13 protein-coding genes are annotated in these 14,280 nt (G+C 56.3%); 6 read left to right on the top strand and 7 right to left on the bottom strand.

What is annotated here, in order from left to right:
* Positions 1-3: 3 nt before the first annotated feature.
* Positions 4-522, top strand: a complete 519-nt coding sequence (locus tag ACMGGS_RS17315) for an N-acetyltransferase family protein (RefSeq protein WP_414163652.1) — start codon at positions 4-6, stop codon at positions 520-522.
* Positions 519-968, top strand: coding sequence for a DMT family transporter (locus tag ACMGGS_RS17310; RefSeq protein WP_414163651.1), 450 nt, complete (start codon positions 519-521; stop codon positions 966-968). Before ACMGGS_RS17315 ends, ACMGGS_RS17310 begins: the two co-directional genes overlap by 4 nt.
* A 5-nt stretch (positions 969-973) precedes the next feature.
* Here the strand turns inward: ACMGGS_RS17310 and ACMGGS_RS17305 are convergent, their stop codons facing one another.
* Both ACMGGS_RS17305 and ACMGGS_RS17300 read right to left on the bottom strand, forming a co-directional pair.
* Complete coding sequence (locus ACMGGS_RS17305; RefSeq protein WP_414163650.1) at positions 974-1,207, bottom strand: DUF2526 family protein; 234 nt, start codon at positions 1,205-1,207, stop codon at positions 974-976.
* 15 nt (positions 1,208-1,222) lie between these two features.
* A complete protein-coding gene (locus ACMGGS_RS17300; RefSeq protein ID WP_414163649.1) occupies positions 1,223-2,821 on the bottom strand; it encodes an ABC transporter substrate-binding protein in 1,599 nt (532 codons plus the stop codon).
* Between the two features lie 273 nt (positions 2,822-3,094).
* On the opposite strand from ACMGGS_RS17300, the gene ACMGGS_RS17295 reads away from it, so the two are divergent.
* Genes ACMGGS_RS17295 through ACMGGS_RS17285 form a run of 3 tightly spaced genes read left to right on the top strand, consistent with a single transcriptional unit; the run spans position 3,095 to position 9,490 of the window.
* Positions 3,095-4,381, top strand: coding sequence for an SrfA family protein (locus ACMGGS_RS17295; protein WP_414163648.1), 1,287 nt, complete (start codon positions 3,095-3,097; stop codon positions 4,379-4,381).
* Positions 4,382-4,385: 4 nt separating this feature from the next.
* Positions 4,386-7,355: a virulence factor SrfB gene (locus ACMGGS_RS17290; protein ID WP_414163647.1), complete on the top strand. Its 2,970-nt coding sequence runs from the start codon at positions 4,386-4,388 to the stop codon at positions 7,353-7,355.
* Positions 7,352-9,490, top strand: a complete 2,139-nt coding sequence (locus ACMGGS_RS17285; RefSeq protein ID WP_414163646.1) for a virulence factor SrfC family protein — start codon at positions 7,352-7,354, stop codon at positions 9,488-9,490. The genes ACMGGS_RS17290 and ACMGGS_RS17285 overlap by 4 nt, the downstream gene beginning before the upstream one ends.
* Positions 9,491-9,528: 38 nt before the next feature.
* On the opposite strand, the gene ACMGGS_RS17280 is transcribed toward ACMGGS_RS17285, so the two are convergent.
* Positions 9,529-9,702 carry a GhoT/OrtT family toxin gene (locus ACMGGS_RS17280; protein WP_414163645.1) on the bottom strand — a complete coding sequence of 58 codons (174 nt, stop codon included), beginning with the start codon at positions 9,700-9,702 and terminating at the stop codon, positions 9,529-9,531.
* Positions 9,703-9,893: 191 nt separating this feature from the next.
* On the opposite strand from ACMGGS_RS17280, the gene yncL reads away from it, so the two are divergent.
* On the top strand, positions 9,894-9,989 hold the full coding sequence (yncL, locus tag ACMGGS_RS17275; protein WP_072094343.1) for a stress response membrane protein YncL: 96 nt from the start codon (positions 9,894-9,896) through the stop codon (positions 9,987-9,989).
* Positions 9,990-10,048: 59 nt separating this feature from the next.
* On the opposite strand, the gene ACMGGS_RS17270 is transcribed toward yncL, so the two are convergent.
* The 4 genes from ACMGGS_RS17270 to ACMGGS_RS17255 form a co-directional block, all read right to left on the bottom strand.
* Entirely contained in the window at positions 10,049-10,495 is a 447-nt protein-coding gene (locus ACMGGS_RS17270; protein ID WP_414163644.1) for a DUF421 domain-containing protein, read from the bottom strand.
* Positions 10,496-10,504: 9 nt separating this feature from the next.
* Complete coding sequence (locus ACMGGS_RS17265) at positions 10,505-11,023, bottom strand: hypothetical protein (RefSeq protein WP_414163643.1); 519 nt, start codon at positions 11,021-11,023, stop codon at positions 10,505-10,507.
* A 114-nt stretch (positions 11,024-11,137) separates the two neighbouring features.
* Positions 11,138-12,562, bottom strand: coding sequence for an aminobutyraldehyde dehydrogenase (gene patD, locus ACMGGS_RS17260; RefSeq protein WP_414163642.1), 1,425 nt, complete (start codon positions 12,560-12,562; stop codon positions 11,138-11,140).
* 183 nt (positions 12,563-12,745) lie between these two features.
* Positions 12,746-14,155, bottom strand: a complete 1,410-nt coding sequence (locus tag ACMGGS_RS17255; protein ID WP_414163641.1) for a PLP-dependent aminotransferase family protein — start codon at positions 14,153-14,155, stop codon at positions 12,746-12,748.
* Between the last annotated feature and the right edge of the window lie 125 nt (positions 14,156-14,280).

Raw genomic sequence — 14,280 nt, 5'->3', positions numbered from 1 at the left:
AAAATGTCTCTTCGTTACGCCTGTCAGGACGACTGCGCGGCCATTGCTGAAATTTACAACCACGCGGTGCTGCACACCGCCGCCATCTGGAATGACAAAACGGTAGAGGTGGATAACCGTATCGCCTGGTTTGAGGCACGCAAGCTGGCGGGCTACCCGGTGCTGGTGAGTGAAGAAGATGGCGTGATTACCGGCTATGCCTCGTTTGGCGACTGGCGCGCGTTTGATGGTTTCCGCCATACCGTCGAACATTCGGTGTATGTCCATCCCGATCATCAGGGCAAAGGGCTGGGCCGCGAGCTGTTGGCACAGCTAATCGTCGAGGCGCAGCGTATCGGCAAACATGTGATGGTGGCAGGTATTGAATCGCAAAATCAGGCATCGCTGCACCTGCACAGCAAACTCGGTTTCGTCACTACCGGGCAGATGCCGCAGGTCGGCACCAAATTTGGCCGCTGGCTGGATCTGACTTTTATGCAACTACAACTGGACCAGCGCAGCGATCCGGACGGCGTCGCATGAACCAGACGCTGACTCTCACCTTTCTGGTGGCGGCGGGCATCGGGCTGGTGGTGCAAAACACGCTGATGGTGCGGATCACCCAGTCCTCGTCCACGGTACTGATCGCCATGCTGCTTAACTCGCTGGTCGGCATCGTGCTGTTTGTCAGCATTCTGCTGATCAAACACGGCTTCGCCGGCTTCAGTGAACTGGCGGCGAACGTGCGCTGGTGGACGTTTATCCCCGGCCTGCTGGGATCGTTTTTTGTTTTTGCCAGCATCAGCGGCTATCAGTACGTCGGCGCGGCCACCACTATCGCCGTGCTGGTCGCCAGTCAGTTAATTGGCGGGCTGGTACTGGATGTCATCAGAAGTCACGGCGTGACGTGGCGGGAGCTGGCGGGTCCGGTTTGTGGTGCGGTACTGCTGGTGGTTGGCGTCTGGTTAGTAGCCAGACGCCAGTTCTGAACCCACTACAAAATCGTGCCGCCCTTAGTCAAATGCTCGCGGCGCGCTTCCCGGTCTTCCTTATGCTGATGCCCGTGATGGGCGATGGCATTACGTAAGCGCTGCTGCTGGGCATAGCGCTCTTCGCGCGCCAGCACCGCATCGTCGCTGAGTTCCACCAGCAGCTCATTCATGTGGGTGATTACGTCTTCCACAAGCGCGGCGTCAACACGGGCGCGAACCTCATCCAGGTGCGACATACACTCTCCTTCGTATTAGTTCAGTTTAGCTTTCGAGAAATCACTGCCCATCAGGCTAACACTATATCCGGTTACATTGCTGCGGGTGGCATAGAATGTTTTGCCGTTGGCCAGCGCGATCCACGGTGCCTGTTGATAATAAATCTCCTGCGCCTGAGCGTAGAGTTTTGCCCGCTCTTCCGGAACGCTGGTCAGACGCGCTTTTTGCACGAGATCGTTATAGCCTTTATCGCACCAGCGCGCGGCGTTGGAGCCGGTTTTGATGCTGTTGCAGCCCAGCAGCACGTCGGCGAAGTTATCCGGATCGCCGTTATCGGACATCCAGCCGAACAGCGCGGTATCGTGCTCGCCTTTACGCATCCCGGAGAGATATTCCCCCCACTCATAGGAGACGATTTTGGCTTTTACGCCAACTTTCGCCCAGTCACTCTGGATCATCTCGGCGATACGGCGCGAGTTCGGGTTATACGGACGCTGAACCGGCATTGACCACAGAGTCGCTTCAAAGCCCTTCTCCAGCCCGGCCTGTTTCAGCAGATCTTTGGCTTTCTGCACATCATAGCCGTAATCTTTAAGGTCTTTATTAAAGCCCATCATATTCGGCGGGATCGGCGATTTTGCTACCGTACCGGATCCCATAAACACGGCATTGATAATCGCTTCTTTGTCGGTGGCGTAGTTCAGCGCCTGACGCACCAGCACATTATCAAACGGTTTTTTCCCGGTATTAAACGCCAGATACCCCACGTTCAGGGCATCGACGGAGTGCAGCGTCAGATCTTTGTTCTTTTTGATCGCCTCAAACTGAACCGGCGACGGCGCAGGGATAATCTGGCACTCGTTGGTTTGCAGCTTCGCCAGGCGCGTTTCGACGTTAGGGGTAATCGAGAAGATCAGGTGTTTGGTTGGCACCTCACCGTCCCAGTAATTCGGGTTGGCAATATAACGGATCAGCGAATCGACTTTGTACTGTTGCAGGACATAAGGTCCGGTGCCGACAGGCCAGGTATCGACGTTTTCCGGCGTGCCTTTTTTCAGCATCGCGTCGGCGTATTCCGCAGACAGGATCGACGCGAAATCCATTCCCCAGTCGGCCAGGAAGGCGGCGTTAGGTTCGCTGAGGGTGAACTGTACGTGATAATCGTCGATTTTCTTCACGTCGGTAATCAGCTTATCCAGCCCGACATCGTTGAAATATTCGTAATTGCCCTGCGACACATTATGGTAAGGATGCTTAGGGTCTTTCTGACGCATCACGGAGAAAATGACATCATCCGCGTTAAAATCGCGCGTCGGCTTAAAGAATTTATTGCTGTTGAATTTGACGCCCTGACGCAGAGTGAAGGTATAGGTTTTACCGTCAGGTGAGATGGTCCATTCCGTTGCCAGTGACGGAATGGGGGTGTTTTTCTCGCGATCGAAATTAATCAGGCGGTTATACAACACCTGCGAGCTGGCAACAAACGTCGGGCCGGAGCTGGCAATCTGCGGGTTGAAGGATTCCGGAGACGCTTCGGAACAGTAGATCAGCGTATCGTTATTCGCCGCCCAGGCGGCACTTGCCGGTAATAAGGTGCTCAACGTCAGCGCGAGCAGGGTTTTTCCCATCGACATGGTTATAAGCCTTTCGGTTTTATTATATGGAGCTTAATAACAGCATAGCGATCTGCAACTGGCAAATAACAAATCACTATCAGGTTATGCTTAAGCAACGTTTTTTGCTGGAATAATAAGCATCGGACGCGATGAAATCGTGCAGAGGGTGAACCAGACGCCTTACCCGTCGTCAATGCCACGAGAATTACCCAGTTTTTGCCTCTCTTCCACCGTTTATCTGCGGATGCTTTGCGTAAAGTAGAGCGGTGAAAAAGTCAGTGAGATGAAAACGTGGCAAAAACTCTTTTACGCAGCGGTGACTTAGACGATTTTCAGGCGGTGGGTGGCGGTGGCCAGGCCGTTTTTGATTCGGCGCTGCAAATTCGCGAGACGCTGCGCCTGCGTAAACAGCTGGCAATGGTGGATTGTCTGGCGATCCCGCAAGTTAATGATGACGGCGACCGTGTGAACTGGTACTCACCCGTCGAAGGCCAGCCAGTTGCCTGGCAGGCTGCGGACGCGGAAACCCGCTCCCGCGCCCTGCGCTATCTTGAAACGACGCTGGATGCTGCGACCGCGCTCAGCCGCAAATGTCTGCAATCGGGTAAAACCGCCCAGCAGCTCTTCGGCTCCCTGCTGGAAAAAGCGCTCCAGTTTCCGGGTGAAAATCACCTTTTCCTGGTGGATGGCAAACCGGTGATCACGTTCTGGGGATTCGTCAATCTTAACGAAAACGCCCGCGACGATGTGCTTGATTGTCTGCGCCAGCCCGCGCCTATCGAACCCACCCTACTCTCGCTGCCTGTTGAAGAAGAAGATGAAGAAGACGCGCCAGTCATGGTGACGTTTACGCAGGCGGACGAACCTTTACTGCCGCCGCCCATGCCCGCAGAGCCGCGGCCTGCCATTGTGCTGCCTGCCGCGAAGCCAGAAATCACCCCGCCGCCCGCACGCGTCAAGCCGCGCCGCCGTGTCCCGCTGTGGATAGCGACCCTGGTGGCGGTGCTGATTGCCGTTGTCGCTGCGCCGTTGCTGATGTCCCGCCCTGCGCCGCAGAGTGCTGCGCCGGTCGCGCAATCCGGCACACCGTTGCCAAAAATCATCGCTGCCCTGCCGCTTCATCAGGCTGAGGTGGTTAAACCCGCGCAGCCGGAAGTGGTGGCCAGCAAGCCGGTCGTCATTGCGGCCATTCCGAAAGAAGCACTGGTCATGGACGCCAGCCAGGTCAGGGCCGGTATGACCCGTTTCTTGAACGGTAACTGGCAGGTACAGATCGCCATTCAGGACCCGGTGACCGGTAAAGCCCCCGGCTTACGCTTTCAAATCCAGAATAATAAAGGCACGGCGCGACTGACCCAGGGGAAAAATATTGTCTGCCGTGCGGAGATCTTTTCCGGTCTGCATCAAAGCGGCGAACTGATGATTAAAAGCCGCAACAACGCCCGCTGTAACGATGGTTCCCGCTACCCGATGCCGGAGATCACCTGTAAAGCGGGTATCAATGATGTGGCGGAATGCGTTGCCCGCTACGATGCCGCGCACGCCGTTCCTGTGACGTTTCGAAAAATAGGTGCCTGATCCCATGCTGGTAAATCTCTGCGATTACAAACAGAGCGTCACGTTAATAGCCAACAGTGGCGTGCAGTTTCTTGATTTTGGTCTGACGCCGCTGGATGCGCCTCATAGCGGTCGCTTTGTGCGTAAAACCGCCAATGGTCCGCTACTGCGTCTCGGTTACGATCTGGCGAGTGGACGCTATACGCTTGCCGGACGCGACGGCATGCAGCCCGAGGTGGTAAAACCCGAAAGCACCCTGCCGCTGACCCACTCTCTTGCCCTGCTGGATGGCGTCTGGCTGCCGCTACCTTTTTTGCGGTTTAATCCGCCGCGCACCTTTGTGGAAGGGCCGGATAACTGGGGGCGGATGCAGATCCGCAAACTCCGCGAACCGGACAGCGCAGGCAACACTCATCGCCTTACGCTGGCGCTGGATACGCAGATTAGCGATCGCTCGCCTGCGGCTCTCGCCCCGGTTGAAAACGATCTCCTTAATGGCACCCGTTTTGCGCTGGCGTGGCAGGATGACGAACTGGCCGATTTTCTTGACCAGACCTGGATCGACGGCTGGCTGCGTGAAGTCTTCACGCAATACGTTACGCAGCAGGAAAAACGTAGCGAGACCGAAATTGCTCAGGCGCTGAGAAGCTTTGAGTATCAGGGACACTGGCTCAATTTACTCGCGCTGCTGGGCGAGCAGCTCAGCGTGCCGGAAGTCAGGCTGGTCACCGCCACCCTCAGCACGCCCGCGATCCCGGTCGATTTGATCCTCGACGTGGGAAACACCCATACCTGCGGCGTAATTATTGAAGATCATGGCGATGCGAACGACGGTCTGCGCCAGACGGCAGAATTACAGGTCCGTTCCCTGAGCGAGCCGCAGTTTTTTAACGATTCGTTATTTACCAGCCGTCTCGAGTTTTCCGAGGCCCGTTTTGGCAAGCAACATTTTTCGGTGCAGAGCGGTCGTGAAGATGCATTTGTCTGGCCGTCGATTGTTCGCGTTGGCGACGAGGCGCGTAAACTGGCGATGCAGCGGCTCGGCACGGAAGGCAATAGCGGTATTTCCAGTCCACGCCGCTATCTGTGGGATGAAACCCCGGTGCTTCAGGACTGGCGTTTCAGCCAGATGAATGCGAAAACGCATCGTGAACCGCTGGCTACCGCCTTCCCGTTGATGAACCTGATGAACGACGACGGCCAGCCGCTGTTTACCCTGCCGCAGGACGAGCGTCTGCCGGTTTTTTCGCCGCTCTACAGCCGCAGCACGTTGATGACGCACATGCTCTGCGAGCTACTGGCGCAGGCGCTGGGGCAAATCAACAGCGTCGCCACGCGCTTGCGGCTGGGCTTTCCCGCATCGCCCCGCCAGTTGCGGACGATCATTCTTACGCTGCCGTCAGCAATGCCTAAGCAGGAGCGGGAAATTTTTCGTCGCCGGATGTTCGAAGCCATTGCGCTGGTGTGGAAAGCGATGGGCTGGCATCCGCAGGATGACGATTTTTATAGTCAGAAACAGCGTGATAAAAGTCTGATTCCGGTACCAGAGATCCAGATGGAATGGGATGAAGCCAGCTGCGGACAACTGGTGTGGCTGTATAACGAAGCGATGTCGCATTTTGGCGGGCAAACGGAAGCCTTTTTTGCCTCCCGCATCCGCCCCGACCGGGCAACGCAGGCAGATCGCACGCTGAGAGTGGCGTCGATTGATATTGGCGGTGGCACCACGGATATGGCAATCACCCATTATCAACTTGATGATGGCACGGGCAGCAACGTTAAGATCACCCCGCATTTGCTGTTCCGCGAGGGCTTTAAAGTCGCGGGTGACGATGTGCTGCTGGATATCATTCAGCGTTATATTCTCCCGGCGCTGCAAACCCAGCTGCAAAAGTCAGGAATTGCTGATGCCGCGGCGCTGATGGCGACGCTGTTTGGCGATTCCGGACGCATCGACACTCAGGCGGTACTGCGTCAGCAAACCACACTGCAACTGTTTATGCCCATCGGGCACGCGATCCTCTCCGCCTGGGAACAGAGCGATATCAACGATCCGCTGGCAGGGTTACACGCCACCTTTGGCGAACTGCTTGACCAGCCGCCGGGGCGCAATGTGATGAACTATCTCACTCAGGCCATTGAACATGCGTTGCCTGCGGGGGAAACGGCATTCGACATTCTGGCGGTCCCGCTGGCGGTCAATTTCGGCGAACTGCAGCGGGCGATGCTGGCGGGCGAATTTACCCTGGCCGCTCCACTGCATGCCGTCTGTGAAGCCATTTCACATTATGTTTGCGACGTGCTGTTAATTACCGGACGCCCCGGCTGTCTGCCCGGCGTACAGGCGCTGATCCGCCATCTTCAGCCGGTACCAGTAAACCGTATGGTCTGGCTGGATCAATACCGGGTCCACGAATGGTATCCGTTTAGCCAGCAGGGACGCATTGGTAATCCCAAATCCACGGCGGCGGTGGGCGCCATGCTGTGCAGCCTCGCGCTTGACCTGCGTCTGCCGCGTTTTAACTTTAAGGCCGCGGATATCGGCGCTTATTCCACGGTGCGCTATCTCGGCGTCCTGGATAATACCGTCAATACGCTGCGTGACGAAAACGTCTGGTATCACGATATCGATTTGGATAAAGGCGGCAGCAAGCTTGACGCTCGCCTGCACTTCCCGCTGCGCGGCAACGTGACGCTGGGCTTTCGCCAGTTGGCCAATACCCGCTGGCCCGCCACGCCGCTCTATACCCTGAGCATTAACTCTCCTGAACTGGCGAAAGCCATTGCGGGCGACGGGGTACTGAATGTACGCCTGCAATTAACCGGTGGCAGTAAAACCCAGGGGCCGGAAGCATTTATTCTCAGCGATGCCTGGTTGCAGGACGGCACGCCGGTGGCGGCCGATGCGCTAACCCTCAAGCTGAACACCCTGGCCGACCGGCGTCATAGTGGCAGCCATTACTGGATCGACAGCGGGAGCATCTATTTAAAATGAATCAATTACAGGCAGTGAGTGAGTGGATCGACTCCGCCCGCCAGCGATCGGCGGCGCTTGATACTGACGCCGATGCATTGCAGGCCGCCGTCGCCGGATTGATCGATCAGTCGCGAAGGTGGGCGCAGGCGCAAAGTACGGGGGCAAGCGTGGCGCTGTACGGACATTCGCAGGCGGCAAAAGCGCACCTGCTTACGGCGCTGTGCGGTAACGACAGCGGACGCCTGACGGTCCGACCCGGCGCGAAGGCGCTCGACTATTTTAGCCATATTAACCCCGGTCATCAGTTGACGCGGATGGCCCTGCGTTTCAGCCATCGCCACGCCACGCCGGATGAAGCCTTCCCGCTGCGGCTGGTGCTGATATCGGAATCCGAGCTGGTGCAGTTATTTATTGTCCATGCGCAGTCACAGGCAGATTTACGCGTGGTCGAGCGGTCGGTTATCGAGGCCCGGCTTCATGCCTGGCGAGCGTTGCGTCAGACGCAAACTGTGCCAGGACTGGATGCCAGCGACGTGGCGTCCATTGCCCGTTTCTGGCGCGGTGTGGTGCCAGCTTCCCGGCAGCAGATCGATGATAATCTCTGGTCTCAGTTTGCCGACCTGCTGCCTTCGCTGGACCTCAGTACCCGTGCAAGCGCCTGGTCGTTACTGTGGGGCGAACAGCAGGAGCTGACCCAACAGTGGCTGGCGCTGGCGCATGTTCTTCATCAGACTGGCAATGCCCGCGAGCTGGCTGCGCCGCTGAGTTTGCTGGTAGATCAGTTTGCGCTGCCGGCCGAGGGATTTTTAACCGCAGAAAGCGACGCAGAAGACGACGTGGTCGTTCATCCGTGGTCAGAAGACCCACAGCACAAAGCTATCAGCCTGCCGGGTTCCACCCTGGCGATGCTGACCTGCGAACTGATCCTGCCGCTGGAAAACGGCGCGCTGGCGCAGGTCGATATCATTGATATTCCTGCTCCCGCACCGCAGAATGCGCCCCCGCTGTGGCTGAGCAAGTGTCGCTGGCTGCTGGATCGCTATCGTCAGCATCTTCAGCCGGACGTGCTGGTGATCTGCAATGCCATCGACGAACGCGCCCGGACGCCGGCGATGGCGAAAACGTTGCGTCAGTGGGTGGATGAAACGCAATCAGGGGAAGAAGCCTCCCTGCCAGGGCTGGTATGGGCGATTACCCCCCAGGATGAGAGATTTACCCGCAAGCGTAACCTTGATGAGGGTATTCAGCAATTACTCGGTAAGCCCGGTCAGCGCTGGGGCACGCTGCAGGCACTGGATGCCAGCAGCGTTCAGCGTCTTGTGGAGTGGTTATCGCAGGCAACTTCGCCCGCGCTGCGTCATGCTCGCCTTGAGGCGCTTAGCGCACGTTATCAGCAGCAGCTTCAGGCGCTAATGCAGCCCTGGCGGGTGACGTCGGAGGATACCGCCAACGCCAGCATCGCCGACATGATTAAAACGTTACAACGTCACGCATCCGTACAGGGAGAAATGCTGGCAGGACTGCTGCCGGATGTGGCACTGTTTGAAGAGATCTGGCACGTGCAACTCCCCCGCGAAGAGAAGGTCAACGGCCTTTTTAATGAGGCTATCGATCTCTTCGCCCCGGATAACGTTGCGACCAGCCTGTACGATCGGGGAGAGAATATCGGCCATCGGGCGCATGCCATATGGGTGAAACACCTGCTCCAGTGGAGCCGCCGAAACGAGAATGCACAGAGACTGGCACTGACACCGGCTATCTTACAGCAGTTGACGGACTGCCTGATTACGACCAGCTACCGTCTGGATCTGCCAGCCCAGCTACACGCTGCGATGCAAAATGACCATGCCCGCGCGGCGCAATTACAGGCGGTGGTGGGCAATTTCATCGCCTGGCTCGGCTATGCCGATATGCCGCTGGCGCAGCGTCCGGCAAGCAGGATAGCCCAGGGCAGCGTGATTTTTGCTCCCACCGAGGCCATCGCCATGACCCGTCTTGATCGCCTGGCAGAGCAGCCCGTGCATGCCGCCACCCGCTACGTCTACGACTGGCTGGTGGCGCTGTATACCCGCGCCAGTGAAAATCAGCGCTACCAGAATCCGCTCGACGTCACGCCAGCGGACCGGGAGCGGCTACGGGCATTGTTACCTTAATCATTACCCGGCCATTTGTGCCGGGCGCACCGCGAAGGTCAGAAAATAGACAACAGCAGCGCCATGGGAAAACTAAAGGGCCAGGTCGCGCCAACCAGCAGCGCCGCCACCAGGCGGATGCTGGGTTTATCTTTCGTCAGGAACCAGGTGATCACGGCGCAGATCGCGGCCATGACCACATAAAAAATCAGCATTTTTTGATAAAACGTCATAACCAATGTCTCCTCCCTGGAGAAAAATGCCGCGAATATGCTCTTTTTTTTGACCTACATCAAGTTTTTCTGGCACAAATTCCTAAACCCAAACTAAAATCAAATCTGCGCAAACAAAAGTATTGGGTTTTCGACCCGATTTTTCTGTGCGCAAGCTACCATTTGGTCAAACTTTTGAGGGTTATAACACTATGGAAGTTTCGGACAAAACAGTGGTGATGATTAATGTTTTTGCAGCGCTCGGCCTTTTCAGCCTGCTTTCATTGCGTTTTGGATGGTTCCTCTGAAGATTTTGTCACTTCAGTGACGCAACGCCCGGCAACCGCCGGGCGTTCATCATTCTGCCCTATGACTCTTTAGTAATAATGGAAATATGACCATTGCGCTCAAGGATCGCGAATTTAATATCGGATATTTTATAGACTCCCTGATTATTTCGCGCTGAGGCCATAATATCGTCACAGGAAATATCAGCCAGTTGCATTTTCTTCTGCAATAATTCCCCATTCTCCACCAAAATGACCGGTGAGCCGTCAATCATCGATTCAGCACCCGAAATATACTTTTTGATCATGCTAAAAATCATATCCACTACCACTAACGTGATGATGGTTAAGGCCGCGCCGGTGATGGAAAAATCGTTACCCAGCAGCGCTTGCTGCGTGGCCTCACTGATGATAAGCAGTAAGATCAAATCAAATGAGGTCATCTGTAATAACGTGCGCCTGCCAGCAATTTTAAATACCACAAGCAATACCAAGTAAATCGCTACCGCTCTGACTATCATGTCCATATTCTGTTCCTACGGATAAATAAATTGTGAGAAAGTCACGGTTTCAGTGTTATTAAGGGTGATTTTATTATGCCGGTTGCCTGGATTAAGCGGCTCTAATCCAATCCAGACACTGTGCTCAGCCGGGCCACCTTTCCCCGGATATTCAAGGATCAGACTATTGTTCTGGCTCAACGTATGCAGCGGCTGGGGTTGCAGCGTGCGGATCTCATAACGTTCCATCAAATCGCCATCCAGAGCCAGAGTAAAACCCCGCCCCGGTTCGCCGCGGACGATCACTTTGATGGAGATGTCGCTGGTTTGCCTGCCGAAGCGTTCATACTCCACCGAAACGCGATTATCCGGGCTGGTGGCCGTGGTTTCACTGAAAATCCCGCTGGAGAAAAGGCCGCATACGCCCGCCACTATAATCAGCACCAGCAGCAGAAAACCCCACCGGCGGCAGCCCGCTTCAAAGCGCAGCCAGACGTCATTCTCATGCACTGGCTGGGGGGCATTACTGTGAATTATCGAGCTATCTTTGCGCATCCATTAAGCCTGTAAAAATGACCTGACGTAATGAAAGTATGGCTCAGAAGTCGAAAAGCGGTGAAGTTTCGTTGCGCTTACGGGAACCGTTCAGGCCCCGTAAGCGGATGAAAATTAGTGTTTAATCATAACGTGGCGGACCACGGTATAATCTTCAAGGCCATACAGCGACATGTCTTTACCGTAGCCAGATAGTTTCTGTCCGCCGTGGGGCATTTCGCTAACCAGCATGAAATGCGTATTCACCCAGGTACAGCCATATTGCAGGCGGGCGCTCATCCGGTGCGCCCGTCCAACGTCGCGAGTCCAGACGGAAGAGGCCAGGCCATACTGTGAATTATTCGCCCACGACAGGACCTGATCTTCATCGTCAAATGCCGTGACGCTGACCACCGGCCCAAAGACCTCATGCTGAACGATGTCATCTTCCTGTCGCGCCCCTGCCAGCAGCGTGGGCTGGAAATAGTACCCTTTTCCGCCAGCTTTGCTGCCACCGGTGACAACCTGGATATGATCGAGCGCTTTGGCCTTTTCAACCGCGGCACTGACCCGGTCGAGCTGGGCCTGGGAACTGAGCGGCCCCAGCTCGGTGGTTTCCTCCTCCGGTGCGCCCATTTTCAGGCTGGCAACCGCCGCGCCAAGTTTTTCCACCAGCTTGTCATAAATGGCTTCATGCGCATAAAGGCGACAGGCGGCGGTGCAATCCTGCCCGGCGTTATAAAAACCAAACGTGCGCACGCCTTCCACGACCGCATCCAGATCGGCATCGTCAAACACAATCACCGGGGCTTTGCCGCCCAGCTCCATATGCGTCCGTTTTACCGACGATGCGGTATGGCTGATGATATGCTGGCCGGTCGCAATAGAGCCGGTCAGCGACACCATCCGCACTTTTTTATGCCCGGTCAGCGGATCGCCTACCGTTTTACCGCGCCCGAAGAGGACGTTAATCACCCCCGCCGGGAAGATATCTTTTGCCAGTTCCGCCAGCGCCAGTGCGGTAAGCGGCGTGATTTCAGACGGTTTAATCACCACGCAATTGCCCGCTGCCAGTGCCGGAGCCAGCTTCCAGGCTGCCATCATCAGCGGATAATTCCACGGCGCAATAGAGGCCACGACGCCTACTGGATCGCGGCGGATCATCGAGGTGTGCCCTTCAAGGTATTCCCCGGCGGCCAGACCGTTCAGGCAGCGAGCCGCGCCGGCGAAGAAACGAAACACATCCACCACCGCCGGGATTTCATCGCTAATCACGGCATGCAGTGGCTTGCCACAGTTTTGTGACTCCAGACGAGCAAGGCTGTCAGCGTGCTGCTCAATGACCTCCGCCAGCCTTAACAGGCATTCCGCACGGGCTTTGGGTGTAGATTGCCCCCACTGGACAAAGGCCGCGTCTGCCGCATTCACCGCCGCATCCACCTGCGCGGCAGACGCTTCGGCGATCTTCAGGATCACCTCGCCCGTCGCCGGGTTATACACCGCCTGTTTTTCGCCTTCACCGGCCACCAGTTCGCCATTAATCAATAAATGATGTTGCATAGTGTTGTCCTGTTCAAAGTGATCGGGTCCTGTACATCAAAAATGCAGCAAGCGTGCCAGGTGTTAACGACACGTCGACATTGATAAAAGGATAGATGGCAACCGGAAGGTGTGACGCGCGCAGAGTGTTAACGCCGCCACATAACTGAACAGTGATGCACATCCGCAGTGCAACGGAGGACGTTACACCATCATCTGACGGATGAGTACGCCGAGAGTCTGCACTGCGTTGTCCTCTTTTTCACCCCATCCCCATGAGGTATTGAAGCGAAAAAAAGGCCGCCAGGCGCCGGAGGTTGAAAACATTTTACCCGGCGCGATGCTGATATGGTGCGCCAGCGCTCGCTCACGAAGCTCTCCGGCGTCCAGGTGCGCGGGCAGCTCCAGCCACAGAAAATAGCCGCTGTCGTTGTGATGAATTTTTACCTCCGGCGGCAGGTAACGCAGCATCGCCTGCCACGCCATCTGTTTGCGCTCGGCCAACTGGCGACGCAGCCGCCGCAGGTGGGCGTCGTAGCGTCGTGTCGATAAATAATCAACCAGCGCCAGCTGCATTGGCGAACTGCTGGACAGCGTGCTCATCAGTTGCAGTTGCTGAATACGCCGGGCGTGTTTTCCCGCCGCCACCCAGCCAATGCGAAACCCCGGCACCAGGCATTTGGAAAATGAAGAACAGTGCAGCGTCATGTCATCACGATCCCAGGCTTTTGCGGGAAGCGGTTTCTCGCGGCCATAATAGAGTTCGCTGTAGACATCATCTTCGATCAACACCACATTATGCGCCGCCAGCAGCGCCACCAGCCGGGCTTTTTTGGCCGCGCTCAGGGTAAAACCGAGCGGGTTCTGACTGTTGGTCATCAGCCAGCAGGCTTTGACCGGATAAGTCGCCAGCGCCTGTGCCAGCGCCTCCAGATCGATACCTTCTTTTACGTCGCTTGCCACCGCCAGCGCCTTCAGCCGCAGACGCTCCAGCGCCTGAAGCGCACCGTAAAAACAGGGGTTTTCAACGATCACCCAGTCGCCAGGTTCCGTCACCGCCTGCAGGCTGAGATTCAACGCCTCCAGCGCCCCGGCAGTGATCACAATCTCATCAGGCGACACCGGAATGCCTTGTAATGCGTAGCGACGCGCGATGGCATGGCGCAGCTCACTATTTCCCGGCGGCAGGTTTTCAATCACGCTCATCGCGCTGGCGGTTTTGCTGACCTGCGCCAGCGAACGATTCAACTGGCGCAGCGGAAACAAACGTGGGTCGGGAAAAGCCGAGGCGAAAGGAAGCACTGAGGCTTCGCGACTGGCCTGAAGCACCTCAAAAATACAGGTATTGATGTCTACCGACTCGTCGCTCATCACCCGCGCCGGGGGTGTGGGTTGTTTGCTGACGGTTTGCGGCGCCACATAGTAGCCCGACTGCGGCCGCGCGACGATGCGTCCCTGACTCTCCAGCATCTGATAGGCGTGGCTGACGGTCATAAAACTCATCCCGCTGCTCACTACCTGCTCGCGCAGTGATGGCAAACGATCACCGGGTTGCCAGACGCCTAAATTCATCTGTTCAAGAAGCTGTTGTGCCAGACGCTGATACTTTTTCATCGTGAAATGATAAGCCAGTGAGTAAATAGTTAAGAATAAATTATATCAGTTGCCAGAAAATAAAGCATTTGCAGCAACTGTTATAGTTAAAAAGAGCGGATCTGTGTCTGACAGTTGCCGCTTGT

The sequence above is a fragment of the Superficieibacter sp. BNK-5 genome, assembly GCF_047456055.1.
Classification (GTDB): Bacteria; Pseudomonadota; Gammaproteobacteria; order Enterobacterales; family Enterobacteriaceae; genus Superficieibacter.
Note: the sequence above shows the minus strand (reverse complement) of the source record. Positions and strands in the feature narration are given on the sequence as shown.